The organism is Mesorhizobium sp. RCC_202 (genome assembly GCF_041355295.1).
Taxonomy (GTDB): domain Bacteria; phylum Pseudomonadota; class Alphaproteobacteria; order Rhizobiales; family Rhizobiaceae; genus Mesorhizobium.
On sequence record NZ_JBFUPO010000006.1, the window covers coordinates 196,849 to 223,433 of the forward strand.

General features: G+C 62.9%; 18 protein-coding genes. 9 read left to right on the forward strand and 9 right to left on the reverse strand.

What is annotated here, in order from left to right:
* Window positions 1-2 precede the first annotated feature (2 nt).
* Window positions 3-401: a hypothetical protein gene (locus AB6802_RS16085; RefSeq protein WP_371011119.1), complete on the forward strand. Its 399-nt coding sequence runs from the start codon at window positions 3-5 to the stop codon at window positions 399-401.
* 36 nt (window positions 402-437) lie between these two features.
* On the opposite strand, the gene AB6802_RS16090 is transcribed toward AB6802_RS16085, so the two are convergent.
* From AB6802_RS16090 to tssI, 3 genes are read right to left on the reverse strand one after another with little or no spacing between them, the layout of a single operon-like run.
* A complete protein-coding gene (locus tag AB6802_RS16090) occupies window positions 438-797 on the reverse strand; it encodes a hypothetical protein (protein ID WP_371011120.1) in 360 nt (119 codons plus the stop codon).
* A complete protein-coding gene (locus tag AB6802_RS16095; RefSeq protein ID WP_371011122.1) occupies window positions 797-1,246 on the reverse strand; it encodes a D-lyxose/D-mannose family sugar isomerase in 450 nt (149 codons plus the stop codon). The genes AB6802_RS16090 and AB6802_RS16095 overlap by 1 nt, the downstream gene beginning before the upstream one ends.
* 10 nt (window positions 1,247-1,256) lie before the next feature.
* Entirely contained in the window at window positions 1,257-3,584 is a 2,328-nt protein-coding gene (gene tssI, locus AB6802_RS16100) for a type VI secretion system tip protein TssI/VgrG (protein WP_371011123.1), read from the reverse strand.
* A 246-nt stretch (window positions 3,585-3,830) separates the two neighbouring features.
* Here tssI and tagH point away from each other — a divergent pair, with 246 nt between their 5' ends.
* The 7 genes from tagH (at window position 3,831) to AB6802_RS16135 (ending at window position 16,940) form a co-directional block, all read left to right on the forward strand.
* On the forward strand, window positions 3,831-4,907 hold the full coding sequence (gene tagH / locus AB6802_RS16105; RefSeq protein WP_371011296.1) for a type VI secretion system-associated FHA domain protein TagH: 1,077 nt from the start codon (window positions 3,831-3,833) through the stop codon (window positions 4,905-4,907).
* Window positions 4,908-5,300: 393 nt separating this feature from the next.
* Entirely contained in the window at window positions 5,301-6,833 is a 1,533-nt protein-coding gene (gene tssL, locus AB6802_RS16110; protein WP_371011124.1) for a type VI secretion system protein TssL, long form, read from the forward strand.
* Window positions 6,833-10,363 (forward strand): type VI secretion system membrane subunit TssM, encoded by a 3,531-nt coding sequence (gene tssM, locus AB6802_RS16115; RefSeq protein WP_371011125.1) that lies wholly within the window; start codon window positions 6,833-6,835, stop codon window positions 10,361-10,363. Before tssL ends, tssM begins: the two co-directional genes overlap by 1 nt.
* Window positions 10,364-10,498: 135 nt before the next feature.
* A complete protein-coding gene (locus AB6802_RS16120; protein ID WP_371011126.1) occupies window positions 10,499-11,278 on the forward strand; it encodes a PP2C family serine/threonine-protein phosphatase in 780 nt (259 codons plus the stop codon).
* Entirely contained in the window at window positions 11,275-13,881 is a 2,607-nt protein-coding gene (locus AB6802_RS16125; RefSeq protein ID WP_371011127.1) for a protein kinase, read from the forward strand. The genes AB6802_RS16120 and AB6802_RS16125 overlap by 4 nt, the downstream gene beginning before the upstream one ends.
* Window positions 13,882-14,109: 228 nt before the next feature.
* Complete coding sequence (locus tag AB6802_RS16130) at window positions 14,110-14,496, forward strand: DUF1036 domain-containing protein (RefSeq protein WP_371011128.1); 387 nt, start codon at window positions 14,110-14,112, stop codon at window positions 14,494-14,496.
* The gene (locus AB6802_RS16135) at window positions 14,493-16,940 is read left to right on the forward strand and encodes a M23 family metallopeptidase (protein ID WP_371011129.1); all 2,448 of its coding nucleotides are present in this window, start codon (window positions 14,493-14,495) and stop codon (window positions 16,938-16,940) included. The genes AB6802_RS16130 and AB6802_RS16135 overlap by 4 nt, the downstream gene beginning before the upstream one ends.
* 49 nt (window positions 16,941-16,989) lie before the next feature.
* On the opposite strand, the gene AB6802_RS16140 is transcribed toward AB6802_RS16135, so the two are convergent.
* Window positions 16,990-17,490, reverse strand: coding sequence for an OmpA family protein (locus AB6802_RS16140; protein WP_371011130.1), 501 nt, complete (start codon window positions 17,488-17,490; stop codon window positions 16,990-16,992).
* A gap of 212 nt (window positions 17,491-17,702) precedes the next feature.
* Between AB6802_RS16140 and AB6802_RS16145 the strand changes: the two genes are divergently transcribed.
* Window positions 17,703-18,239: a hypothetical protein gene (locus tag AB6802_RS16145; RefSeq protein WP_371011131.1), complete on the forward strand. Its 537-nt coding sequence runs from the start codon at window positions 17,703-17,705 to the stop codon at window positions 18,237-18,239.
* 53 nt (window positions 18,240-18,292) lie between these two features.
* On the opposite strand, the gene AB6802_RS16150 is transcribed toward AB6802_RS16145, so the two are convergent.
* From AB6802_RS16150 to AB6802_RS16170, 5 genes are all read right to left on the reverse strand, one after another.
* On the reverse strand, window positions 18,293-19,465 hold the full coding sequence (locus tag AB6802_RS16150) for a caspase domain-containing protein (RefSeq protein WP_371011132.1): 1,173 nt from the start codon (window positions 19,463-19,465) through the stop codon (window positions 18,293-18,295).
* Between the two features lie 73 nt (window positions 19,466-19,538).
* The gene (locus AB6802_RS16155) at window positions 19,539-20,645 is read right to left on the reverse strand and encodes an OmpA family protein (protein ID WP_371011133.1); all 1,107 of its coding nucleotides are present in this window, start codon (window positions 20,643-20,645) and stop codon (window positions 19,539-19,541) included.
* Window positions 20,646-20,786: 141 nt separating this feature from the next.
* A complete protein-coding gene (locus AB6802_RS16160; RefSeq protein WP_371011134.1) occupies window positions 20,787-21,059 on the reverse strand; it encodes a hypothetical protein in 273 nt (90 codons plus the stop codon).
* 14 nt (window positions 21,060-21,073) lie between these two features.
* Window positions 21,074-23,623, reverse strand: a complete 2,550-nt coding sequence (locus AB6802_RS16165) for a caspase family protein (RefSeq protein ID WP_371011135.1) — start codon at window positions 23,621-23,623, stop codon at window positions 21,074-21,076.
* A 266-nt stretch (window positions 23,624-23,889) separates the two neighbouring features.
* Complete coding sequence (locus AB6802_RS16170) at window positions 23,890-26,583, reverse strand: molybdopterin-dependent oxidoreductase (protein ID WP_371011136.1); 2,694 nt, start codon at window positions 26,581-26,583, stop codon at window positions 23,890-23,892.
* Window positions 26,584-26,585 lie beyond the last annotated feature (2 nt).

The following is a 26,585-nucleotide window of genomic DNA, read 5'->3' on the forward strand; positions in this document are numbered from 1 at the left end:
TGGTGAAAAAACAAAACAACGCCAGCGATTCTTATGCGGCCAATTTTATTGGCAACGCAAATGGTCGTATTTCGACTTTAACCAGCCCACCTTGGGTCGATATCCAGATCGAATATGACAGCTTATATCAGCAAGTATGGATTTGGGTTTTGGTCACTGACATTCATAGCGCGAAGAGAGCGTATGAGGTTCTGGTCAACAACGTTAGAATATTAGACATCGATGAAACGCAGTGCGAGCTTAATCTAATGATCATGTGTAAATTTCGTGACGGGAGAACTGGTCACATCGCCGATCTGTGCGGAAAGCAGGACGTCATCGATTTTTACTATAGAGAGACAGGTGAAGGCGATATCATCATCGGAGACGCATCCGATGCAGATATTTTTTCGAACCACTGATAGCGGGCGAGAGCGGCGGCCACCACGATCGGCGGATTACACGGCCTGCTGTAACCCTTTTCTCAACGTCGTCGAAAGAAACGCGCGAACTTTATCCAAGTTCAGGTCCCCGATGCGGACCGGAGCGCTGGCCTGCGATACTCTCAGCACGAACAATTCTCCAGGCTCCGGAAACTCTTCATACTGCTTTCGCGCGATCTTGCGCCCTTCCTCCCCCGCTACTCTCAGCCCGTCCAGATGCGCTTCCAGCCGCTCCACCAACCTGGCCAGGTGCTCTTCATCCATGTCCGGATTCTCGCCTGGATGCAGAAGATGGTAGTCGTAGACAGTCCAGAGATGTGCAGCCATCTCTGCGTGCTGGCGCACGATATTCTCGAGGATCGGAGCCTTCGCCATCAGTTCAGGTTCACCGAGCCGCCACGAATGCGGTTCGACGCGCTCGCATGACTGACAAGATAAGTTCCCCGAATGGTCAGATGCCCGTCCTTTTCCATGATGATGACCGATTTGCCGCAGCGCAGTTCCAGACGTTCGCCGGCAGTGATTTTGACCGTCTCGCCGTCGCGTGTGACGGTCATGTCGTCGCTGGACTCGGTCGGTTTTTGCGGCTGCTTTTTCGTCGGCCCCACAATCCGGCCGACAATCAGCGGCCGTTCAGGATCTCCGTCCTGAAACAGCAGCGCCACCTCCGCCCCGATCGACTCGCGCGACAGTTCCACAAGACTTCGCGCCGACAGAGCCGTCTCCTTCGGATTGCCGGAAAAGACAACCAGAGGCACATTCGCATCGAAACCGAGCAAGATACCGATTACGACGCCTTCGATTCGATCCCGGACATTGTTCATAGCCAGCGCCTCAGTTCTGATTGATTTTAGAGCCCTTCATCGTGATGTCGCTTGAAGCCTTCATGTCGATCTTGCCAGAGCCTTTGACTGTAATGTCCTTGCCCTCGATTGAGATTGAGCCATCTTTCTTCATCACTATTGTCGCCGAACCGCACTTGAGCGTGATGGAATCGCCGGCCTCGACCACAAGGTCCGTACCCATCTTGATCGCCCCGTCCTCACCGGCTTCGAGGAGATAGCCCTTGCCAACCTTTATCGCCTGCGAGCCGCCGACTTGCATCGCATCGTCAGCACCGATCTTGGTAGCCCGCCCGGCGCCTACGTCGAAGGATTGATCGGCACCAATGCTAATAGTCTGGGCAGCGCCGATGCTCACGCTCTGCCCGGCTCCGACGCTCCAGCTGTCCGAGGCGCCGATATCGTGGTTCTGACTGATCCCTACACTCACCGATCGCGTCGCGCCGATCGTGTTTGTCTGCGAAGCGCCCACGGTCCTCGCTTCGGCGGCCCCCACCGTGTCGATGCGCGCCGCTCCCACCGTCACCGTCTGAACGATCCCGACCGTCTGCGAATGGTTGGCGTCGATGTTTTCCGTCGAATTGGCGACGACGTGGATCGTCTCGTTCGCCTGGACGGTCAGCGAGCGGTTGGCGCCCACCGTCTCGGTGTCGTTCGAGCCGATGTTGGTGGTCTGATTGACCCCGACCTTGACCGTCTTGTTGTTGCCGACGTCCTCGTCGAGGTTGTGGCCGACAGAGTGTTTGGCGTCGTGGTCGATGCGATCGGACTGGTCGTGCTGCACCGTCTTGTTGCGATCATGCTTGATCAGCAGATGGTGGTCCTTCTGCGCCTGGAAGTTGACCAGTTCGGAACCGGCCTTGTCCTCGAACATCAGCTCGTTGTAGCCACCACCGCCCTTCGAGGAATTGGATTTCCAGCCCGATTGCGTGGCATTGCCCGGCAGCGCGTAAGGCGGCATCTCGGAGGCATTGTAGACGCGGCCGGTGATGATCGGCAGGTCCGGATCGCCTTCGATGAAATCGACGATGACCTCCTGGCCAATGCGCGGGATCTGGATGAAGCCCCAGCCGCTGCCGGCCCAGGTCTGCGACACGCGCACGAAGCAGGAAGAATTCTGGTCCTTCTTACCGAGGCGGTCCCAGTGGAACTGTACCTTCACCCGCGCGTATTTGTCGGTGAATATCTCCTCGCCGGAAGGGCCGACCACCGTCGCCGTCTGCGGGCCGCGCATGATCGGCCGCGGCGTGATGCGCGGCGGCCGATAAGGCAATTTCGTCGGCGCAGCGCCGAGCACGACCTTGAAGTTCTCGCTATGGGCCTCGTTCTGGGTCCGGTAGCCGGGATCGAACAGCCGATACTCGGCGCTTACCACCAGATATTCCTGGTTCTGGTCGTCACTCGGAAAACTTTCGAGCGTGAATTTGCAGCCGGAAAAGAGCCCTCGCACGGTTCCAACGGCTGTATTGCGCTGGTGCACCGCCTGAAGTTCCTCGCGGCGGATTCCCGCGATCTTATCGCCGCGCCCGACATCGAGATGCGCACCGGGCTGGCGGTAGTTTTCGCCCGAGGCCTCCTTGTGGCCGAAGGGCTGGGCGGACTTCGCCATCAGGTCCGCGCCGGGCTTTTCGAAATCATAGTCCGTATGGGCATAGGCGCCCGGTCGCACCGCGCTGCCGGGAATCCATTCGGTGATGTACTCTTTGTCGCGTCGCGAGCCGTGGCCCTCGAAATTGTAAAGCACCTTATCGTAACCCGGCGCGGGCTTCAGCTTGCTCATCGCGTCGCACAAAATGAGGGTGTGCTTGCCCTCATCATGCTCGAAGAAATAGAAGATGCCTTCGTGCTCGAGCAGCCGCTGCACGAAATCGAGATCGCTCTCGTCATACTGAACGCAATATTCGCGCTGCGGATAGGATCCCTGCAGCCGCTTCTCGAATTTGGCGATGCCATATTTCGAGAAGATCTTCTCGACAATCTCGACCGCCGTCATGTTCTGGAAGATACGGCAGTCGGTGGTGTTGCCGAGGAACCAGAGCCACGGTCTGACAGTGGCTTCGTAAAACGCCAGCCGGTCCTCGATGCGGGTCAGCTTGAAATCCGAAACCAGACCACTGAACCAGCGCTTTGGATCAGATTCACCCTCGACCGAAACAATACCGCCCAGCATCTTCAGCGGATCGACGTCGCGGCTCTTCGAAACGAATCCGACGGTGTAGGCAAAACAGCGGCTGATCTCATCGCGCCCGACGAGATGGGTAAAGGTCAGCACATCGGCGCCGAGCGGCGTCTGCACAACCGTGGCACGTTCGTTCGGCATGGGTCGTGCCCCTCCTGGACGCGGCCGCCAGTGTGATGGATTGAAGCCTCCGCTCTGTAAACTGCATCACGTTCGCGAGGTTTTCGAATTCACCGCATCGGACCGCCGCAAGCCTAGCATATGTTCAACGGAGGCCAAATAACAGCAATGGCTAAACCGTGCCGCGCATTCATGTGAAACGTACCTCGCCCGCTGCGCTGGTAAGCTGCTAGAATGTCTGGGATTTCAGGTTTGCCCACGGTTCGGATGTTCATTTCGCTGCAGATCAGTAACGTTGACAGGCTGCCCACCGGCATCGCGGCGAGCTATGCAGCCCGCGATCGAAGCTTCGAGATCGGCCGCGAAAATTGCGACTGGACCCTGTCGGACCCCGAAAAGTTCATCTCGGGCCGGCATTGCGAAATTCGCTATCAGGCAGGTTCGTTCTGGCTTTACGACGTCTCGCGCAACGGCACGTTCGTCAACGGCTCCAACCAGCGCATGAACGCCCCGCATCGGCTGACCCAGGGTGACCGGCTGCTGATCGGCCGTTACGTCGTTGCCGTTTCGATCGACGAAGAACCCGCCTCCATCGATCATCCGCAAACCAGGACCGGTTCGACGCAACGCGAGTTGCCGCCGGCGGCGGGAAGGCCGCTGGAACCTGGCAGCGCGCCACGCAATCCGCTGGAGCAGCGCCCGGCTGCGGCAGCGCCGATGCCGATGTCTTCGGCGCTGCAACCCGGCCCGGTTGCCCCGGTCAATCAGCCGGTGAAAGTGGACGAAATATTGCGTGATATCGCCAGGGCGGCCGGCATATCGCCGGAATTGTTGCAGTCGCGCGATCCACATGACGTTGCCGCCGAGATCGGCACGGTGCTGAGGACGACGGTCGAGCAATTGTCCTTGCTGCTGAAAGCGCGCGCGGCGGCCAAAGTGCTCGCCAAGAGTCCGAACCGCACGATGATCGGCGCCGAGGACAACAACCCGCTGAAATTCGTGCCGGGCACCGACGACATACTGGAGATCATGTTCGCCAAGCGCAGGACCGGCTATCTCGACGCCAGGCACAGCATCGAGGATGCGTTCCGTGACCTGAAGAGCCACGAAATCGCAACCTACGCCGCCATGCAGGCCGCATTGTCCCGACTGCTCGACGATCTTTCGCCGGAGGCGATCGCCAAAAGAATTCCGCCTGCGTCCTTTTCATCGAGAAAAAGCCAAGCCTGGGACGCGCTTGTCGCGACGTGGCGGATGATGGAGGACAAGCACGAAAACGGTATGCTGGATGTGTTCCTCGCCTATTTCGCCGAAGCCTACACAAAGGCCGGCAAACAGAAATAGCCAGAGCAATTCCAGGAAAAGTGTGAAGCGGTTTTCCGTTCGGAATTGCGTCAAACAAAGAGACAGAGCGGTTCGCGTTTCCGCGAAACGGTGAAACGCTCTGGGCGAGACTGATGCCGTCAGCGGCACGGTTGCCCGCTATGTGACGGGTCTCATAGAAGAAGCCCTCACTTTGATCATCCTGCTTTCCGATTTCCATCGGCTTCCCGTGCGATTAGAATAACGTATGGAAGCCTGCCTGGCGGGCAAAGCGGCGTGGCTTGGGGCGTGTGCGGGAATGTCATGTTTCGGCAAGATGAGCCTTTCCACCCGGCCGGCAGCTAAGGTTGAGCCTGGTCTGCGTTTCCTTTCCCCTCTTCAACATCCTCATTCCACGTCGACGGTCGCGCTCCGATGAGCTCGAAGGATGATTCCTCCAAGCCGCCGGACAAAACCGTCATCCGTGCGCCGCGGCAAAGGCAAAAGCCGCTTGCCAATCCCGATGGTTCCGGTCCCCGAGGGTTACCGTCTGCTCCTGCGCCCGCCAGGGGGTCGACGGTGTTCGATCCCGGCGTCGGCCGACAGATGCCGCCCGGCTGGTCGTCCGGGACCATGGTCTTTCAAGAGGCCACGCCGGGAGCGGCGCCCTCAGCGAGACCGGCGTTGCAGCAGGATGCTCTGCTCAACGCCACTGCCGGCGTGAAATACGCCGCGGCAAATCCCATCCTTGCCGCCGCGGCGCCATTGCTCATGCTGTTCGGCCAGTTGCGGCTGATACCGGTCGAACGGCAAGCGGCGGCGTTAGCGGAACATATCGCCGACGCCGTCGAAACCTTCGAGCGTACCGTTGCCAAGGCCGGTGTTGGGGAAGAAGACGCGCGGATTGCGAAATTCGCGCTTTGCGAAACCGCCGACGACCTTGTCGGCAACCTGCCGTGGCCAAGCAAGGAAACCTGGCTTCAGCACAGCCTGGTGCTGCAGTTCTTCCACACGCAACCGACAGGCGCCGGCTTCTATGAAGCGCTGAATCGGATGCTTGCCAAGCCCGAGGCGCATTACGACCTGCTCGAGCTGATGCATGCCTGCCTGTCTTTGGGTTTCGAAGGCCAGTATCGGGGATTGTCTGGTGAACAGAACGCGCTTGAGCGCATCCGTCGCGACGTTTACGACACGCTGCGCTATTTCAGGCCGCGTGCCTCCGAGGACATGTCGCCCCGGTGGCAAGGCATGGCAGCGGCGATGCCCAAGCCACGAGGGCGACTGCCGCTGTGGGCGGTCGCAGCCGCCGCAGCGACCCTGGTGACGGCCGCTTTTTTCGGGCTGCGGATATTGATCACAGACGAAGGCGACGCGACCGCCGGCGAGTTGCTGGCGCTCAATCCCCCTACCCCGATCACGATCGAACGCGCCAGCGTGGCGGCGCCGGCCGAACCGGTGCAGGCGACCCCGCCGGCGCCCGCCGTTCCAGGCACCTCACAGATCGATCGCATCAGCGCGGCACTTGCCAAGGACATCGCCGGGGGCGGTCTGAGCGTCGGGACGAAAGGCGACTTCATCGTTGTCGAGATCAGCAACCAGCTTTCGTTCGCTTCCGGTCAGGCTGAGTTGAAGGCGCAGTTCCCGCCCATCGCGGCGGATATCGCCGCAGCGCTCGACGCAGAGCCCGGGCCGATCAAGATCGTCGGCCACACCGACAATGCGAAGCCGAAGAAGTCGAGCACGTTCAAATCGAATTTCGACCTTTCGGTCGCCCGCGCGAAAGCGGTGCAGGCGCTGCTGGCCCAGAAATTGAAGGAGCCCACGCGGCTCAGCGCCGACGGCAAGGGCGAGGACGAGCCGATCGCCGACAATCGGACAGCAGACGGCCGCGCCAGGAACCGCCGCGTCGACGTGATGATCCCGAAACAGGAGACCTTGCAGACCGACCCGGCGGAGAGCGGCAACTGATGCCCTGGATGCTGCGGATATTCAGCCTGCTTGCCTTGGCCGGCTTCTCGGCCGTTGTCTGGTATGCCGGACCGCTGATCCGCTTCGCCGACACACGACCGCTCGGGTCTGTGTGGCTCAGGGCTGCGATCATCGGCGTCGCCGTGGCGATGTTTGCGCTGTTCTACGGCATACGCTTCTGGCAAGGCCGCAAAGCGCAAAAGGCGCTCGAAACGGCCATCGTGCGCAGCGACGACCGGAACGACGATGCACAGGTGCTCGAAGCGCGCATGAGCGAAGCAATCGCGACGCTGAAGCGGACGAACGGCAGGCGCAATTTCCTCTACGATATTCCCTGGTACATCATCATCGGCCCGCCCGGCGCCGGCAAGACGACGGCGCTTGTCAATTCCGGGCTGAAATTTCCGCTTGCGGGCTCCGGCGGCGCCCAGCCGGTGGCCGGCGTCGGCGGCACAAGATCATGCGATTGGTGGTTTACCGACGAGGCGGTGCTGATCGACACGGCGGGCCGCTACACGACGCAGGAATCGGACCGCGAGCGCGACAAGGCAAGCTGGCTCGCCTTCCTCGAATTGCTCAAGAAAAGCCGCGTCAAGCAGCCGATCAACGGCGTGATCCTCGCCATCAGCCTTGCCGATCTCATTGGCTTCGACGATCAGCAGCTCGAGGCGCATGTCACCGAGATCAGGAGCCGCCTGCGCGAACTGCACGAGACACTGAGAATCCAGTTTCCTGTCTATCTGCTTTTCACCAAGGTCGATCTCGTTTCCGGCTTCATGGATTATTTCGGCGAGTTCGACGAAGCGCGTCGGCGCAAGGTTTGGGGCGCGACATTCCAGACCGCCGATCGCACCAGGAACATGGCCGGCGAGGCGCCGGCCGAATTCGACGCGCTGGCGAAGCGCCTTGCGGAAGAAGTCGCCGACCGCCTGCAGGAAGAAACCGACCCGGTGGCGCGCATCGCACTTTTCGGCTTTCCGGCGCAGTTCGGTGCGCTCAGGACGCGGATCACGCAGTTCATCGGCAGCTTGTTCGATGCTTCCCGATCACAGGTGAATGTCAGCCTGCGCGGCCTCTATTTTTCCTCCGGCACCCAGGAAGGGACGCCGTTCGACCAGGTGTTGGGTTCGATCGGCCGCAGCTTCGGCGGCACTTCGCAGGCGCATCTTTCCGGCACCGGCAAGAGCTTCTTCCTGCATGATCTGCTGACCAATGTGATCTTCCCGGAATCGGGCTGGGTGTCGTTCGATCGGGCCGTTGAACGGCGCGCAAGGCTGGCCAGATTTGGCGGCCTTGCCGCGATTGCGCTTGCGGCCGTGGCGGCGCTCGGCTTGCTTGGCCTCAGCTTCTTCGCCAACAAGTCGCTGATCGCCTCGACCCGACAGGCGATGGCGCAATATCGCGACAGCGCGGATTCGCTGCTCAAGAGCACGGCCGTGACCGACGTTGACCTCGAAAACGTCATCGGCCCCCTCGACCAACTGCGCAACCTGCCGGCCGGGTTCGAAACCGGCGACCAGGGGAAGCCGATCGAGGAGATGTTCGGGCTCAGCCAGCGCGAGCGGCTGCTGTCGGCCTCCAAAGCCGCCTATCGGCAAGCGCTGGAGCGGACCTTCCGCTCCCGGCTCCTGGTGCAGGCCGAGCGGACCATCCAGGCCAAGATGGCCGATCCGATCGCGCTCTACGAGCCGCTGAAGATCTACCTGATGCTGGGCGGCAAGGCGCCTAAGGTCGATGACGAGCTGATCGTTTCCTGGATGCGGCAGGACTGGGAAGAGAACCGCTACCCCGGCGAGAACAACCGCGAGGGCCGCGCGCAGCTCGAAAAGCATCTGCGCGCCATGCTCGCGCTCGACGACGCCTACGATCCGGTCTTCGATCTCAACCAGCCGCTGGTCCAGGCTGCGCAACGTTCGCTTGGGCGCATGAGCCTTGCCGACCGCGCTTCGGCACTGATCAAGTCGGGTGTCTACGGCGCAAGGCTGGAAAAGTTCTCTGTCGCGGTGAAGGCCGGCCCCGAGGCACAGCTTCTGTTCGAACGCATGGATGGCAGCGATCTCGCCGATCTCAGCGTTCCGGGACTTTACACGCGCGCCGGCTTCAACCGCTTCTTCCTGCCGCAGCTTTCGCGCATCGCGCAAATGCTCGTCGACGACCGGTGGGTGCTCGGCGGCGGCGGCGAACAGGGCGGCATCGACCAGGACCTGCCCAAGCTCGGCCCCGAGCTCATCGACCGCTACGGCAAGGAATTCGCCGCCGCATGGAACGGCGTGCTCGACCAGCTGAAGTTCAAGGGGTTGCTCAAAGACAAGCCAGAATATCTCGCGCTTTCGGCCGTCGCCGCGCCGGACTCACCTCTCGATCAGCTCTTTACGGCGATCGCCGGTGAGACGGCATTGACGACTGAGAGCATCGCGGCCGAGGGGGAGAGCAGCGCGCCGCAACAAGACCTCGCCAGCATGGCCAAGGGCCTGGCCCGCATCGGCCTGCAGATCGCCGGCGGCAAATCGCAGAGCCGTGCCGGCTCGGGCCAGGGTGTTGCGCAGAATGCCGGCGCGAGCGTCGAGGCGCAGTTCCGGCCTTACCAGGCGCTGATCAGCGGCAGCAACGGACGCCGGCCGCTCGATGCGCTGACCCAGAATTTCCACGACATTTTTCAAAGCCTGAAACTGGCGGCCGATGTGCCGACCCAGACAGAACGTGTCAACACCAACCTGCAACTGCAGATCTCGACGCTGCGCGCCAATGTCTCGCGCCTGCCAAAGCCGCTGGCGCGCATGGTCAATGCGGCGGCGGACGAGTTCGAAGGCAATGTCGCCGAAGCCTCGGTGGCCAACCTCAACCAGAATCTCGACCAGACCGTCACGCGCGTCTGCGAGGAGGCGGTCAACGGCCGCTATCCCTTCGCCGGCGACGCCACGGAAGAGATCTCGATGGCGGATTTCGCCAAGCTGTTCGCGCCGGGCGGGTTGATGGACCGTTTCTTCGCGCAGAACCTTGCGCCGCTGATCGACATGACGGGCCAGGAGTGGACCTGGAAACAGGATGTCCGCTCCAGCCGCGACCTCGCGAAGTCGACCTTGAAAGCGTTCCAGTCGGCGGCGGAAATCCGCGGCGCCTTCTTCCCGTCGGGCGGATCGACGCCGTTGGTGTCGATCACCTTCACGCCCACCTCGCTGAACAGCGAAGCCGACAGCGCGGTGCTCAACGTGGACGGGCAGACGGTCCAGAGCGCGCAGGCCGGCAACGCGCCAAGCACGGTGACATGGCCGAGCGGCGCCGCTTCCGGATCGGCGAGCCTGAGCCTCGTCCCGGAAATGCCGGGCCGCGACTCCGCGCTCAGGTTCGAAGGGCCATGGGCGTTGAAGCGCCTGTTGGACAAGGCGACCATCACTGCCAATGGCGCCAACGCCGAAGCCCGCTTCGTGATCGGCGGGCGCGACGTCGCCTACACGCTCCAGACCGGATCCGGGGCCAATCCCTTCATGCTGCCGGCCCTGTCCGGCTTCAGCTGTCCGAAGGCGTTCTGACATGGCTGCGTTCCAGAGCATCGCCGGCTTCAGCCTTCATTTCGGTACTCTAATGTATGCGCTTGTGGCAAAGTGGGCTGGGCATGCGGCCCGTGGTTGTTCACAGAGGACGCTCGCGAAGCGCTTGGTGGCAAATTGAGCATTGTCGCGCTTCCCATCGAGAGCTTCGGCGTGAGCCATAAGGGCTGCGTGCGCGACCACAATGAGGACAACTACCTTATAGAGCCGCAGACCGGCCTCTGGGTGGTGGCCGATGGCATGGGTGGGCACGAGGCCGGCGAGGTCGCGTCCGCCAGCATCGTCGATCATCTGGCGACGATCGGCATTGCGAGTTCGGCGCCGGATCTTCGCGCCCGCTTCGAGGACCGGCTGAGCCGCGCCAATTCCGAGATCCGCGAGATATCGCGATCGCGCGGCATCACCATCGGCTCGACCTTTGCGGCGCTGCTTGCCATGGACGGGCGATTCGCCTGCCTGTGGGCTGGTGACAGCCGTATCTACTTGGTCCGCAACGGCACGATCTTCCAGGTCTCGAAGGATCACACCGAGGTCCAGGAACTGCTCGACCGCGGCATGATCAGTGCGGAAGAAGCGCTGACCTGGCCGCGCCGCAATGTGATCACGCATGCCGTTGGTGTCAGCGACGATCTCGAGATCGATTTCCAGCAGGGCGAATTGATGCCGGGCGATATCTTCGTTCTCAGCACCGACGGGTTGACCGCGCATGTCAGCGATGCCGAGATCGAAGCCGCAGTCAGATCGGGGACGCCGCAAGCGGCGTGCCGGAACCTGCTGGATACTGTGCTGGCGCGCGGCGGAACCGATAATGTGACTGTCGTACTCGTGAAGATCGGCGGCGAGCGCAACGGCGCGCTCCATCCGGATCGGTCCGGAGCGGAGAGCCTGGCGAAATGAGCGACGACGACAAGACCCGGATATCGACGAACGTCAATACTGGCGTCGGCACGCAACTCAGCGGCATTTACGAGCTTGATGAGAAGATCGCCTCCGGCGGCATGGGCGAGGTCTACCGCGGCCACAATATCCAGACCGGCGACCATGTGGCGATCAAGATCGTGCTGCCCGAATTCGCCCGCGACCAGACGATCCTGTCTCTTTTTCGCAAGGAGGCGTCGATCCTCAACCATCTGTCGCATGACGCGGTGGTGCGCTACCACGTCTTCACCATCGATCCGGGAATCGGCCGGCCCTATCTCGCGATGGAGTTCGTTGACGGCCAATCGCTGTTCGACGTGATGCGTCGCGGGCCGATGCCGGCCGAAGACGTGCGCCGGCTTTGTCATCGACTGACATCGGGGCTCGCCGCGGTGCACCAGGCGGGCGCGGTTCACCGGGATCTCTCGCCAGACAACATCATCCTGCCTGGCGGGCGGGTGGATCGCGCCAAGATCATCGATTTCGGCATCGCCCGTTCGGCGACCGTCGGCGGCGAAACGCTGATCGGTGGAAAGTTCGCCGGCAAATACAACTACGTCTCGCCGGAACAGCTCGGTCTCTATGGCGGCGAGGTCAGCGAGCAGTCCGATATCTACAGTCTCGGACTGGTGCTCGCCGCCGCGTTGCGCGGGAAGCCGCTCGACATGAGCGGTTCGCAGTACGAGGTCATCGAGAAACGTCGGACCGTGCCGGATCTGTCCGACATCGACCCCGATTTTCAGGAGCTTCTCGACGCGATGCTGCAGCCGGATCCGCGCGACCGGCCGGCCAGCATGGCCGAAATCGCCAGGGCAACGCGTGGCGAGGATGTCGAAGCGACATTGCCACCGGCATCGTTTGGCTCGCGTGCGCGCCCGGGCCTGCCGCGTGCCGGCTGGGCCGCACCGCCGGACTCCAAACCGCAGCCATCGACGCCTCCCGGCGAGCCGCGCTTCGTCGAACATGTGCGCCCGGCGCATCTGTCGGAGCCACGGCCTGCGCCGGTCGCGGCGCCGGCCAGCACGCCCATGCCGGCCGCGCCGCGAAAGTCCTCGCGAACGCCGGCTATCGCCGGCGGCCTCGTGACGCTGGCGGTCCTGTTGGGGGGCGGTCTTTACTTCAGCGGGATCGTGGCGCCTCCGCCGGCCGAAGAGAAACTCAAACCGCTGACGCCGAAGCCTGCGCCCAAACCCGTTGCGGAAGCACCCAAGCCGGTGGCCCCGGCACCGCAACCGGAAGCTCCGCAGCCGCAATCGCCGGCGCAGCCTCAGCCGGAACCCGCAAAACCGGACAACGCCGCCACTGACGGGACCGCGAACCCGCCTGCCCTGCCGGATGCAACGGTGAAGACGCCAACAGCGGCCGAGAACCAGGACGCGACAGCGGAGCAGAAAACGGAACCGGGAAAGCCCGCCGAGATCCCCGTGCCGACTCCCAGGCCCGAGGTGCCGCCGGCAACGGAGGCACAGCAGTCCGCCGAGCAAGCGCCGGCGCCCTCGCCGGTTGCCGCTGGCACGCAGGAGCCATTGGTGCCGCCCGCGAGCCCGTCAACGACGATGTCCCCGACTGCGGAAAGCGCGAAACCGACGCAGCCGGTCGGCGAGCCGCCAAAGACACCCTCGCCTGGCCAGGCGGAGGCAGAGAGCAAGCCGGCACCCGAGGCAATCCCGCCGGCGACAAAACCCAGCGCAACGGACCTCGTCGATATGCTGTCCAAGCTCGCCAAGCCAAAGGTTTCCCCGTCGCCGGGGAGCCAGGCGCCGACGCAACCAACCAGCCCGGCTGCTCAACCGGCGGCGCCCGCCCCATCGGCCAGCCAGCCGGCAGCACAAGCCGTACCGACGCAGCCGTCCCAGCAACCGCGGCCGCCGGCGACCACGCAGCCCGAAAATACCGACGTCGCCATCAATGTACCCAAGCCGGAGGTTCCGCCGGTGAAGACGGTCGACGAGACGGCACAACGCGCTTCATGGGTGCGCGACTTCAGCGGCGGCGACTGTTTCTACGCGTCGCTGACATCGGCAACGGATGGCGCCGCCGCCATCGAAGGCTTCGCAACAACCGTGCAGCCATTCGAGCAGATGCTCAATGATTTCAAGTCGAGGTTTCACCTCGAGCCGGACATCAGCGTTCGTCTCATCGACCAGCCGCAGTGTGAAGTGACCAACTTCCTGCGCTTTGTCGACCGCAATGGTTTGGAACGACCACAACTCGACCTCGATCGGACATCGGTGCCGGACGGCGCGCCGATCAGCGGCGCGCTGCTGACGCATGGCGGGCTCGTCTCAAACGTGATGCTGATCGACCACCGGGGCATCGCTTTCAATCTCGACGATCGCATGGTCGCGCAAACCGACAAGGCGACCTTCAGTATCCCGATCGGCCTTGGCGCCGCGGACAAGGCGGCAGGCAAGGCCCTGCCCCAGATCATGTTGGTGATCACCGGACCACGAGATATCCAGGCCGCGATGTTTACAAGACCGACACCGGTATCGGAACTGCTGCCCAAAATCCTCGAGGAGATCGAGGCGGACGGCTCGCAGTTCTCCGCCACCGCCAAGTATTTCAGGCTTGGCGGATAGACATGGACGCCGATGGATTTTCGTCCCGCGCACTCACTCGGCCAGACTTCGCGACGCAGGCGGCGTAGCTTGTTGCAGTTCCTAGCGGGAGCGGCTCGGCGTTTCACGGAATCGCCGAACCACTCTAAGTCTTTGGTTTCACGCAATTCCGGACGGAAAACCGCTATGCACTTTTCCTGGAGTTGCTCTAGCCTCTGCGGCCGCCTGGCATTTGCCGCGCTGTTGGGCATGGCGCTGCTCCCGATCCTCTCGACCGGCAGGGCGCACGCCGAATTCACCGTCTGCAACCAGACGCTCGACGTCGTCAACCTCGCCGTCGGACAGAAGGTCGACAATGCCGACCAGACCGATGGCTGGTGGACCATCGGCGCCAACCAGTGCGTGAACGTCATTCGCGAGGAGCTGGCAAACCGCTACATCTACCTTTACGCGACCGATGTATTCGGACATGCGATCCTCAACGGATCGACAGAGATGTGCGTCGATCGACGGCGCTTCTCTATCCGCGGCATCGACGAGTGCTGGCAGCGCGGCCATATCGCGGCGCGTTTCGTAGAGGTCGACACGCTCGAGCAGGCGCGCTGGACCTATTTCCTGACCGGAAACAGCCCGTGACGCACAGCATCGACACGAGCTTCAAACAGAAGAAGCTGGCGCGGCTGGCCGAGCGCAGACGCAAAATCCGGCGCGGCGTTCTTGCCGGCGTTGCCGCGCTTGGCGTCATCGCGATCGCCACCGGCTTCTATCTCACCAAGGACGATTGGTCATTTGGCGATGAGGATGAGGAACTGCATGCCGTCGAAGGCATGGAAGACGTGCCTGCCGATGCATCGGTCTATGTGCCGGCAATCATCGACCTTGCTGGTGACCCGATGTGGATCACGCTGGCGCCCGATGCCGACACCGCCACCAAGGGCCACGCTGTCGCGCGCCCGGCTGAGCTCGACAGTTCCGGGGCTTCGCCGCAGATCGAGATCCTGTCCGACGTGATGCTGAGCGCCAGCGAAAAGTTCATGACCACGATCCCGTCGACACAGGAGGATTTTGCTTTCTTCCAGGCGCAGCGGCAGGGCGCTGCCAAGCCTTCGGCAACGGCACCAGACGACCAGCAGCCGGCGCAACCCGCCCCGGAAACGACGCCGACCGACGATCAGCAAGGCGACCTGGAAAACGACCTGCAGGCGGCGCCGGAAGAGAGCGAGACTCCTGCCGGCTCGGCTCCCAAGGCGGATGCCGACGACCCCGAGGCCGGTTGGGGCGAGACCATAGACCAGGGCGAGGCGGCGCTGCCCGCCTTCAAGAAGACCGCGATCGAGAACAACACCACCGTCGCGACCGTCACCAGCGAATATCAGCGTTTCGAGGCGACTGAGGACAGTTTCGTCAAGATCCTCAACGATCGCAGCCTGGACAGCGTGGCGCTCGACGCGCATTTCTCCGCCGACGACGCCAAGCTTGCGGGCGAAGCGCTGAAGGCGCTGTTCAACCGCGACGGGCTGGAGCCCGGCTTTGTCGTCGCCATGCGCGGCTTCCGGCCGAACCGCGAGACGACGACCATGTCGCTGATGCAGGTCTCGATCTACGCCAGGAACATCTATGTCGGTACGCTGACGCGCAACGCGGCGGGCGCATTCGTGTCCGGCGTCGATCCCTGGGTGCGCGAGGACCTCTTCAACTATTCCGGCGCCTCGGATCAGGGCGGGCCCAAGCGCCAATACCGCCTGCTCGACGCGATCTATTCGACCGCGGCGCGCAACAAAGTGCCGACCAGCGTCATCGGCGAAGCGATCATGTATCTGTCGCGCGGACAGGATCTCGACGCCTTTGCCAGCGAGGACCAGCGCCTGGTGCTGATCTACTCGCAGACGCCGCGCGGCCAGGGAGAGATCTCCGGACGGGTGCTCTATGTCGGCGTCCAGGGCAAGGACAGCAAGCTCGACTGTTTCGTCTTCCAGCAAAGCGACGGCCAGTATGCCTGCGTGACCGGCGACGACCAGGTTCATTCGCTAACCGTCAGCAATGGCATGGTCACGCCGGTTAGCGGGGTGATGACGTCGACCTTCGGCCCGCGCAAGCACCCGATCCTCGGCACGGTTCGAATCCACAAAGGCGTCGACTGGGCGGCCCCGATCGGTACGCCGATCATGGCCGCCTTCGACGGCGAGATCAGCTTCCAGGGCGATGGCGGCAGCTACGGCAATCTTGTCAAGATCACGCATGCCAACGGGCGCGAGACGCGCTACGCGCATATGCAGAAATTCGCCATCGCCAGTGGCGTCGGCACCAAGGTGAAGGCCGGCGACGTCATCGGCTATATCGGCACCACGGGGCTTTCGACCGGCCCCCATCTGCATTTCGAACTCTACCAGAATGGCGAGGCGATCGACCCACTCGGGAGCGTAACCGCGGTCGCCAGCGCCGATTCCGGCACCTCTGTCGTTTACAGCGGCTCCGGTGATGCCGCCGTCGAGACGCTGACCGAGCGGATCGTGCATGTCGAAAGCGGCGGCAGCGCCCGCGCCAAGAACCCCAACTCGTCGGCGACCGGCGCCGGCCAGTTCATCACCAAGACATGGATCCGGATGATGAACACCTATCGTCCCGATCTTGCCCGGTCGCTGTCGACCGCCGACCTGCTTGCGCTTCGCTATGACGCGACGCTGTCGCGCGAGATGGTGCGCAATCTCGCGCGCGAAGGCGAGGCCTATCTGCGAGCCCGCGGCCACCAGATTACGGCAGGGCGCCTTTATCTCTGCCACTTCCTCGGCATGGAAGGAGCGCACCAGGTGCTGGCCGCGTCCGGCTCGTCGCAACTGAGCGCCGTTCTGGGATCGGCCGTGATACAGGCCAACCCGTTCCTTACCGGCAAGACCGTCGGCTACGTGATAGACTGGGCCGAGCGGAAGATGGGCCAGAAGGCGCCGCGCGTGGTGACGGATGCAAGCCAGCCGACGACCACCACGACCGAAATCCGGCAGACATCGCCGGAGTTCGAGAAGTACAAGCAGGCGATAACGGTGCTGGTCAATTCAATCCAGGATACGCTTGAGCCAGGCTAGCTCTCGGCTGAAAGGGCAGCAGCGTAGCGGTCGCCCGGTAGCCGACCGCCTACTCGGTCCTGATACGCATTTCCACGCGGCGGTTGACCGGATCGTAGGGGTCGGCGACACGCGGATGCGACTTGCCGACGCCGATTGCTTCGAGCCTGGCCGATTCGATGCCACTGGCCGTCAGGAAGGCCGCCACCGACTGCGCCCTGCGCTGCGAAAGGGTCTGGTTGTAGCGATCCGGACCGGTTGCATCGGTATGACCTTCGACAACGAAGTTGAAGGTGCTCAGCCGGTTGTCCTTCAGCGCCTTGGCGAACTCGTCGAGCTCGGTGCGCGCGGTCTGGTCGAGTTGCGCCGAATCCAGGGCGAAATTTATCATCATGTCGAGACCGGTTTTTTGAGACGAACCGCTCTTATCGGCCTTGCTCTTGCACTCTTCCTCCGTGCCGACGCAGATACCGCGCGAAGCGCCGAGATTGGCGGTCTGGCCGGCGAAGAATTTTACGATGTCTTCTGACTTCTGAAGCGGATCGGCGAAGACGTGTGTTGAAAAAAGCATGGCCGCCAATGCCAAGGCTGAACTGCCCCATCGCATGACTGTCACTCCTGTCCGAGAGGATTTCGCTGGTGCGCACGATATCAAATCGGGAAGCGATTGTCTGTGAACAAACGCACGTTGCCGATGGCTGCCACCTGCTACACGCTGAGGCTTGACCGGCTCTCGGCTAAAGGCTTGAGTGCTGTTCCGCTGGCTCTCGGGGTGTAGCAGCCATGGCCAATGAACTGGGATACAGAACGGCGCGGGACCTGTTCCTTGCCTGCCCCGCCATCGCCAGGGACATGAAATCGCCTGCCACCGGTCAGCCACCGCTTGATTTTTGCCGTGCTCTGCTTGCCGGACGCGTGCCGGAAGAAGCCGTCACCTTCTGTGCCTATCTCCTGCCTGAGCGAGCCGCCGTCTGGTGGGGACATGAATGCCTGAGCAATCTGGCTGAGCTCCTCCCGGACCGGGATGTCGAATTGCTGGCGCTTGTCCAGGACCGCGTCGGCGCACCTGACAGCCCACACCATCAAGCAGCCTTAAGCAATGCCCTGGACCTGCCTCCGGCGACGCCGGCTGCCTGGATCGCTTTGGCAGCGGCATGGCACAACCCCGGCCTCAACATGCTGTCGACCGGATTTCCGGCCGCCCACGCAGTCAATGCCGGAATTCTGGCCGGGCTGGCCCGCGCTTCGCTGGCCGACCGTTTCGCCGTGCTTGCCGCCTTTGTCGAAATGGGCATCCAGATGGTGGAGATGGAAGCGTAACGGCATTCGCCGATCCCTGCTCGCCTGCCATCAAAGCAGGCACGAGCCCGGCATCACCGGCAGCCGCCTTGCGCCCATCTGGCCAGCGCGACCTTGAAGCGGGTACCGAGCGGATGCTGCAGGCGCAGGACCGAGACGTCGTTGGCGGCGAAATTCTTCGCCTGCTCGCAGAGCCGGGCCTCGTTCCATTCATGGCAGTTGTCGCAATGCTTGCCTTGCCAGACCGACTTGTCGAGGCCTTCCACCGGGCTGAAAAGCGGTTCGCTCTTGATCAGCTGGGCGATGCTCTTGCCGTCGATCGCGGGGTCGCCGAACTTGATAGGATGATCGAAAAGGATCGGGCCGTCGGTCGCCAGCTTCGGGATCTTGGCGCGTAAAACGTTGAGCGCGAGCTGGTCGTCATTGTGGCCTGACGACGCGCCGGTGTTACGCCCATCGGAACCGGCTTCAGCCTGCGGGGCACTCGCCTCGCCGACGATCAGCGGCGCGTTGAGATCGACCTTATGCAGGACAACCTCGGTGGTCAGCGAGACATTGATCCAGGGTCGTTGCTTGCCGGCGGTCGCCTTGAAGACGTCGCTGGTCACCCTGTTCATCGCTTCGGTGATGGAGACGTTGGATTCCCCAATGTGCTGAAGCAATGCCGTCGTGAAGGGCGAGTGGTCGCCCGACCCGTCATAGGCGAGTTGGTCGGGACTGGCCGCAAACGCGACGAGCGTTCCGGCGCCGCCATTTTCGATCGGAATTTCCGCAAGGCCGCTGCTTGCACCCTTGATGCCCGCGGTCTTGGCCAACACATCGGCCAACGGATTGTCGCGGCATGCATCCAGAAACACCAGCCTTATGCTGGTCTCGCGCGACATCTGGCGCAGGATGAAATCGACCGACACGGCCTCGAAATCAAGCGAGGTCTCGTCCTCGAGCGCGGCATCCACCGGGAGCAGATAGTTCTTGCCTGAAACCTGCAAGCCATGGCCGGCATAGAAGAAGAGCGCCACATCGGAGCCGCGCACCTGCTTGGCGAATTGCGCGACCGTACTTTGTGTCTGTTGCTTGGTGAGGTCGAAGCCGGAGACCACCTCGAAACCGAGATTCTGCAAACGATCGGCCATCGCCTGGGCATCGCGCACGGGGTTGGCGAGAGGCGCGGCGTGCTGATACTGGGAGTTGCCGAGCACAAGCGCGACCCGGCGCTCGGCACTGGCGGCCGTCAACGTCAAAAGCAAGACAAACGCGGCAAGGCCGGCGCCGCGAAGCAAGCCAGCACAAAACGCGATTGGACGGGAACCCACCCGGACCTCAGTTCACGAGCTTCGTGGCGGAGAATTCGATCCGCCGATTGAGCGACTTGTTCTTGGGCGTGTCGTTGGCGGCAACCGGCTTATCCTCGCCATAACCGGCGGAACTGATCTGGTTACGCGGCACGCCATCAGCGACCAGCGCGTCGGCAACAGACTGGGCGCGCCGTTCGGAAAGCGCTTTGTTGGCCTCGGGCGAACCATCGGAATCGGTGTAGCCGGAAACCTCCACCTTGAGGCTCGGACATTTACCGACGACGCCTTCGACCTCCTTAAGCAACGGTTTGCTCTTGGCATCGAGCCTGGCGCTCGCCGTGCGGAAGTAAATGGCGCCGGTGCGCGACAGGACGGCAAACCGGTTGAGGCATTCCTCGTCGCTGAAATTGGTCTTGGCGGCGTCGGTGGCGACCGGACCTACCTCGGCTGCACCGGCAGCGACTGTCTTCACCGCGGCCGGCTTGCTGCCCTCGGCGGTAAAGACGAAATCGAACGACACCGAGGCGGTGGGCACGATGTTCGTCACATTGGCCGCCTGCTGCAACTTGTCGACGTTCGGCAGCAGGCCGAAGTCTTCGACGTGCACCGCGACGGGAGCTTCCGAAGCGACGGAGACCTGGGTGTCGCTGATCATGGTGACGACAACGCTCGCCTCCAGGTCCTTGTCGACACCGTGCATGCTCAGCCGGAACGGCAAAGTTGCCTTGATCCGGCGCTTGGTCGGCAAGTCGGCAAAAGCGGCCGGATCGACCTTCGCGGTCAGCTCGGCCGTTGGGAACTTGAATGTTTCGAAGAACAGGAAGCGCATGCGCACATTGCGAAGGTCGACGCCCGTGTCCACCGAATTGAGGTCGAAGCTGATCTTGGCGTCGCCGGCCGAGCTCAGCGTGCCGGTGATGTTCCTGATCTTGTTGGTCTCGACGATCGTGTTCTTCTTGACCGACTGATAGGTGAGCACCGAAGCGTCCGGGTCAAGCGTCCAGTTCGGCGCGGCACTCGCCATTGCCGGCCCGAAGACCAGCAATCCCAAGATCGCCGCAGCGATCAGGCCAATACGCCACGTAGCGGCTCTCGCCCGCGTTTTGCGCGACAATGCAACGACTTCGAACATGGAACGCCCCCGCCAGGACAACCTATCTCGATACCGGCACGAGGCGGGAGCATAGAGCACTTGCGCCTGCTTGGCGAGCGGTTCCAGCGGGCGTGAACGTTGCTAACCGCGGCTCAAAAAAACGTGGCGCGTCAAGACTTGTCACCACCCGCCGCCGCCACCGCCGCCAGAACCGCCACCACCGCCCAATGGCTTTATCACAGGCTTGGCTTCGCTGTTGACCGGTTCGGCCAGTTGCTTGGCAGTCGCCTTCTTCCGCTTGACCACCTTCGGCGCAGTCGTGGAGCGAATGTGCTGGGTGCGATGTTTCGTCGGCGGCGCCGGCTCCAGCCTGGGCGGCACGGTTGTGCACCCAGCGACCGCAAAGGATAGAAATGTCGCGATGACCGCCTGCTTCAATGCCCTGCCCACCATTGCCTCCTTGTTGATCAGAACAGATCCCGACGCGGATTGGCTTGCTCCCAGACGGCTCTTGCCGTCTTGACCAGTTGGTCGTCGACCGAGCCGCCCGCCGGGATTTTCGATTTGAGTTCCGAGCGCAGTTGCTTCAAGGCAGCCGTTTTCGGCTTCACGCCGAACTGCGCCAGCGTTGCGCGCGCGTTCGGCAACTCGTTGCGAAGATCGAGCCCTGCCGCGAACGCCAGGTATCGGACGGCGACGGCCTGGTCGGATTTGTCGCCCTTCTGCATCTCGATGGCCGCTCGATCATATGCCGCCGAGTAGTCGCCGCGATCGGTCGCCAACTCGAACAGCCTCTGCGCCTCGGCAAGGTTCTGGTCCACCCCCTCACCGTCACGGTACATGCGGGCAAGACTGCCGGGAGCATAAGGCTGGCCAAGATCCATCGCCTTCTGGAAAAGCGCCTGCGCCTGCTTCGGATCCTTCTCGACGCCAAGTCCGCTGAGATAGTTGCGCCCGAGAATGTTCATCGAATACATATCTTGCCGCTCAACGCCCGCCTTCAGGAAGGCAACGGCGCGCTCGGGATCGGCGGGCACGCCATTGCGGCCTTCACTGAAAATCGCGGCCAGGTCGTTCATGGCATAGGTATGCCCCATGGCCGCCGCCTTGAGCAGCAGGTCCAGTCCCTTGCCGGTGTCGTGCTCGACGCCGAGACCGTTGAACAAGGCACGCCCCCAGGCGGTCATGCCGTAGGGATCGCCTTTGTCGGATGCCTTCGCATAGAAGCCGTTGGCCTTCTTCGGGTCCACTGCCGTTCCTATTCCGGACGAGGCGATGTAACCCAGCTCGAACATGGCACGGACATGCCCCTTGTCGGCAGCTTCCTTGATAGCCGTCTTTGCGTCTTCGACCTTGCCGGCTGCAAGCAGCGCGCGTCCGAGCTCGTAACGGAAGCGGGCGACATCGGGATAGGCCTTCACCGCTGCCTGACAGGCTTTCACCGCGTCGGCGCCGATCTCGTTCGGCAACAGACCGGTGACGACACCTTGCAGGTCCAACGGCTCACCGGCCTCATTGTCGCAGGGATCGACGCTAGGCGACAACTTCATGTTGGCCGGCTTGGATGGAGTGTTGTCGGCACTGATTTGGAAGCCGACTATCAGTGGTTTGACGGCGCCTATCTGGGGTTCGTAGCGCAAATTATCGATCTCATCGGCCATCAGGCTCGAATCCGGAGACAAGGTGCGATCCGGTAAGGACAGTGTCCCGGTTGCCGGATAGGTGGCAAGTTTCAGGCTGACCGCCGGATCCCTGGTCGGGAAATCCAGCTTCAACGGCACCGGACCGACGCCGACAGGGACCTGGACGTCGCGGTTCTCGATCGCTTCGGCGGCGCCGGTGATGTGGATGCCGCGCTCCACCACCTCCTGCTTCTGCTCGGATTCGAGCGAGGCCACGAGTTGCTTACCCTCGGCGCCCTCGCCGTTCTTGACCCGGAACACCAGGATGCCCTGGGATCCGCCGCCCCAGTCGTCATGCGTGGCATAGGCCAGCATGTCGACTTCTTCCTGGGCGCCGCTACCCTTCGGCACATCCATTTGCAGTCGCGGCAGGTCCTTGCCGGCTATCGGCTCACCTGTAGCAACCGGCTTGCCATCCAGTATCAGGCGCCCGAGCGACGGCGGTCTCTCGATGCTCACGGTGACCGCGCCACCATCGACGTCGACCGGCACTGGCAAGTCGAGCGCGACGGGGCCGACGCCGGAGGGCACGACCTTTTCCAGCACCGGCGGCAGTGCAGGACGGTTGGTGCGACGCATGAGGACGACCTCGTCGATCAGCGAGGAGTTCTCCCAGGGCACCTGCTTGCCAGCCGTAGCCTCGACCACATCGCGGCGAACGGCCGCCATGACCGAGCGTATCTCCTGGTTCGGCGCCAGCGCGCGGCGCGAGAATGCGGAGGAAAACGGGCTGAGATCGCCTGTTCCGTCATAGGCGACGGCACCGGGCTCGGTGGCGAAGGCAATCAGCGTATTCAGCGAGCTTTTCACCTGCGCAAGGCCGGTGCCGCCGGCGGCGATCAACTGGTCACGCAACCAATAGTCCTTGCGCGGGAACGGGTTGTTGCGGCAAGCGTCGAGGATGATCACCTGAATCTTCGATTTCGCCCGCAACTGCTGCAGGACGTCGTCAAGCTTGACCGCCTGGACCTCGATGTCGGCCGCATTCTTGAGCGATGCATCGACCGGGATCAGGAAATTCTCGCCGCCGATCTGAAAGCCATGGCCGGAATAATAGACGACCGCCAGATCGGCGCCGTCCGCCGCCGCAAGGTAGTTGCGGAACTGCTTTTCAAAGTCGATCTTGGTGAGATCCCGGGCGACGAAGACATCGAACCCAGCCAGCCGGAAGGTCTTCGACACGTCCTCGGCGTCCTTGTCCGGATTCTTGAGGGCCGGAATTTCGCGGTATTCCGAATTGCCGATGACAAGGGCAACCCTTCGATCGGCGCGTGCCTGCATTGTCGTGAGGCCCACGAGGATCAAGGCTGCAATCAGCGCGCAGCGTCGCAGCATGGCAAAATCCCTAACCGCTATGACCTGTGGGCCACAAGAACGCAGCTTGCGACACGGAGGTCTGTTAAAGAGTTCACAATCCGCCGGGACAGACCGGAACCCTTCTGTTAACGACAGGAGGCATGCATATCGTCCAATCAGGCCGAGATTACCGTAGGGGCATCGGCACCGCAATGATCGCCCGCGAGCCGCCAGCGCCATATCGACGCCATAAACAGGGGCGGACCAAACGGGTGCTTTCAGGTCCGCGCCCGCGCCAGCCGCAGCTATTCCGCAGCCTCGACCCGATTGGCTTGAATAATTGCCCGTATCTCCGATCGGCAGGAGCCGCAATTGGTGCCGGCCTTCAGGGCGACGCCCATGGCTTCGACCGTCGTGGACCCAGCTGCCACTGCCGCCACGATCTGGTTGACCCCCACGTTGAAACAAGAGCAGATGGTCGCACCCGCGTCGGGTCGATCGGCGCCGGCGCGACCGGCGACAATCCTGAAGCGTTCGCGCGGGCTGGTGTGGATCTCGTCGAGCTGTCGTGTAGCCCAACCGCGCGAAACGACCACCGGGCCGGGCGCGACGAACAAGGCCCCGGTGAGGCGCTGGCCGTCGAAGGCGGCAATGCGATGCTGACCGGCGTTGCGGTCATGATAGGCAAGAATTTCGGCGCCAGCTGACATTCCGAATAAGGTGCCGGCGAAACCGGCCCAATCGATGTCGTCGTCGGCAAAGGCAAGTTCGACCCGCCAGCCGCCCTCGCATTTGGCCGCGGCCCAGTAATCTGCGGCTGCCGGTACCGGCTTCCGGCGCACCACCGCGAAGCCGAAGGCCTTCGCGGCGAACTTCTCGATGCGGGCGGCAACATGTTTCAGCGCCGGCTGGCCGGAAACCGGATCGGTGAGCGGCGCGGTCAGCGTGTCGAGGCGGCCCCTTGCGGCAAACTGGTCGGTCCAGTGCATCGGTGCAAAAATGCTGCCCTGGCGCTGGCGTACCGTGACCAGCGCGCGCACCAGAACGTCGCCGCGCGGACTGGAAACGCGCACGATGTCGGCGTCACCGATGCCATGACGCCCGGCATCCGCCGGGTGGATTTCGACGAAGGGCTCGGCAATGTGCTGAGACAGCCGCGAACTTTTGCCGGTCCGGGTCATGGTGTGCCAATGGTCGCGGACACGGCCGGTGTTGAGGATCAGCGGATTGTCCGGGTTGGTTCGGGATTCCACGGCTGGCCGGATAGCGATGAAGCGCGCCTTGCGGTTGGGTGTATAGAAATTGCCGTCGGCGAAGAAGCGGATGCTGGAAGGGCCGCATCGAAGCTGGGCGTCTCTTTCTTCCACGCTCCGCGCCGGCCACTGGAACGGGGCCAAGTCTTTATACCCGTCCGCATTGACACCGACATAAGCGCCAATATCGAAATCGCGCGCGCCATCATTTTCGAAACCCGACAGCTCGGCGTGTTCGGCGAAGATTTCCGCCGGCGACAAATAAGAAAACGCCGAGCCAAAACCCAGCCGTTTGCCGACCTCGGCGACAATCCACCAGTCGGGTCGCGCGTCTCCGGGCAGGTTCAGAAACGCACGCTGACGCGAGACGCGTCGCTCGGAATTGGTGACGGTGCCGTCCTTCTCGCCCCAGGCGGCGGCGGGCAGCCGGACATGGGCGTGTCGCACCGTGTCCGTGCTGGCCAGCATGTCCGAGACCACGACGAACGGACAAGCCTTGATCGCCGCTTCGACAGCGTCGGCGTCCGGCATCGAATCGACAGGGTTGGTGGCCATGATCCACAGCGCCTTGATGCGCCCGCCGGCTACGGCCTGAAACATCTCGACCGCTTTCAAGCCAGGCTTCTGCGCCACGGCCGGCGCGTTCCAGAAGCGCTGCACGCGGTCACGGTGCCCGGGGTTTTCGATCTCCATATGGGCGGCGAGCATGTTGGCCATGCCGCCGACTTCGCGGCCACCCATGGCGTTGGGCTGGCCGGTCACCGAAAACGGCCCTGCACCGGGCTTGCCAATGCGGCCGGTGGCGAGATGGCAGTTGATGATGGCATTGACCTTGTCTGTCCCCGAAGACGATTGGTTGACGCCCTGGCTGTAGACGGTGACGGTTTTCGCGGTGGCGGCAAACAGGCTGTAGAAACGGCCAAGCTCGTCCTCGCCGAGGCCGGCGGCGGCGGCAATGCCGGCAAGATCGAGTTTCGATGCGGCAAAAAGGGCTTGGCCGAAACCGGTGGTGTGGGCCGCGATATAGCTGCGGTCGAGCGCGTTGTGCCGGCCGAGCCAGGCAAGCAGACCCGTGAACAAAGCGACGTCGCCATCCGGTGCGATCGCCAGATGCATGTCGGCGATGTCCGCTGTCACGGTGCGGCGCGGATCGATAAGTACGATCTTCATCTCCGGCCGCTTTTCTCGAGCGGCGGCGATGCGCTGATAGAGCACGGGGTGGCACCAGGCGAGGTTGGAGCCGACCAGCACGATGAGGTCGGCGAGTTCCAGATCCTCGTAGATTCCCGGCACCGTGTCTGAACCGAAGGCGCGGCGATGGCCGGCAACGGACGAGGCCATGCACAGACGCGAATTGGTGTCGATATTGGCCGAGCCGATGAAGCCCTTCATCAACTTGTTGGCGACGTAATAGTCTTCGGTCAGCAACTGGCCGGAGACATAGAAGGCGACCGCATCGGCGCCGTGTTCGGCAATGGTTCGCGAGAAGGTCGACGCGACAAGGTCGAGGGCCTCGCCCCAGCCGGTGCGACGACCGTGAATTTCCGGATGGAGCAACCTGCCGTCGAGATCGATGGTCTCGGCCAACGCCGATCCCTTCGAGCAGAGCCGGCCGAAATTCGCCGGATGGTCGGGGTCGCCGCGGACGCTGACTTCACCATCCGCGGCAACCTTCGCCAGCACGCCGCAACCCACCCCGCAATAGGGACAGGTGGTCCTCACCTCGCGCGCTGCATCGATCTCCATGG

What these genes read in the sequence shown, in the direction of transcription:
- AB6802_RS16170 (WP_371011136.1), bottom strand. Translation starts at nt 26,583, where the DNA reads ATGGAGATCGATGCAGCGCGCGAGGTGAGGACCACCTGTCCCTATTGC.
- tssM (WP_371011125.1), top strand. Translation starts at nt 6,833, where the DNA reads ATGCCCTGGATGCTGCGGATATTCAGCCTGCTTGCCTTGGCCGGCTTC.
- AB6802_RS16090 (WP_371011120.1), bottom strand. Translation starts at nt 797, where the DNA reads ATGGCGAAGGCTCCGATCCTCGAGAATATCGTGCGCCAGCACGCAGAG.
- AB6802_RS16095 (WP_371011122.1), bottom strand. Translation starts at nt 1,246, where the DNA reads ATGAACAATGTCCGGGATCGAATCGAAGGCGTCGTAATCGGTATCTTG.
- AB6802_RS16160 (WP_371011134.1), bottom strand. Translation starts at nt 21,059, where the DNA reads ATGGTGGGCAGGGCATTGAAGCAGGCGGTCATCGCGACATTTCTATCC.
- AB6802_RS16145 (WP_371011131.1), top strand. Translation starts at nt 17,703, where the DNA reads ATGGCCAATGAACTGGGATACAGAACGGCGCGGGACCTGTTCCTTGCC.
- AB6802_RS16155 (WP_371011133.1), bottom strand. Translation starts at nt 20,645, where the DNA reads ATGTTCGAAGTCGTTGCATTGTCGCGCAAAACGCGGGCGAGAGCCGCT.
- tssL (WP_371011124.1), top strand. Translation starts at nt 5,301, where the DNA reads ATGAGCTCGAAGGATGATTCCTCCAAGCCGCCGGACAAAACCGTCATC.
- AB6802_RS16125 (WP_371011127.1), top strand. Translation starts at nt 11,275, where the DNA reads ATGAGCGACGACGACAAGACCCGGATATCGACGAACGTCAATACTGGC.
- tagH (WP_371011296.1), top strand. Translation starts at nt 3,831, where the DNA reads ATGTTCATTTCGCTGCAGATCAGTAACGTTGACAGGCTGCCCACCGGC.
- AB6802_RS16140 (WP_371011130.1), bottom strand. Translation starts at nt 17,490, where the DNA reads ATGCTTTTTTCAACACACGTCTTCGCCGATCCGCTTCAGAAGTCAGAA.
- AB6802_RS16130 (WP_371011128.1), top strand. Translation starts at nt 14,110, where the DNA reads ATGGCGCTGCTCCCGATCCTCTCGACCGGCAGGGCGCACGCCGAATTC.
- tssI (WP_371011123.1), bottom strand. Translation starts at nt 3,584, where the DNA reads ATGCCGAACGAACGTGCCACGGTTGTGCAGACGCCGCTCGGCGCCGAT.
- AB6802_RS16165 (WP_371011135.1), bottom strand. Translation starts at nt 23,623, where the DNA reads ATGCTGCGACGCTGCGCGCTGATTGCAGCCTTGATCCTCGTGGGCCTC.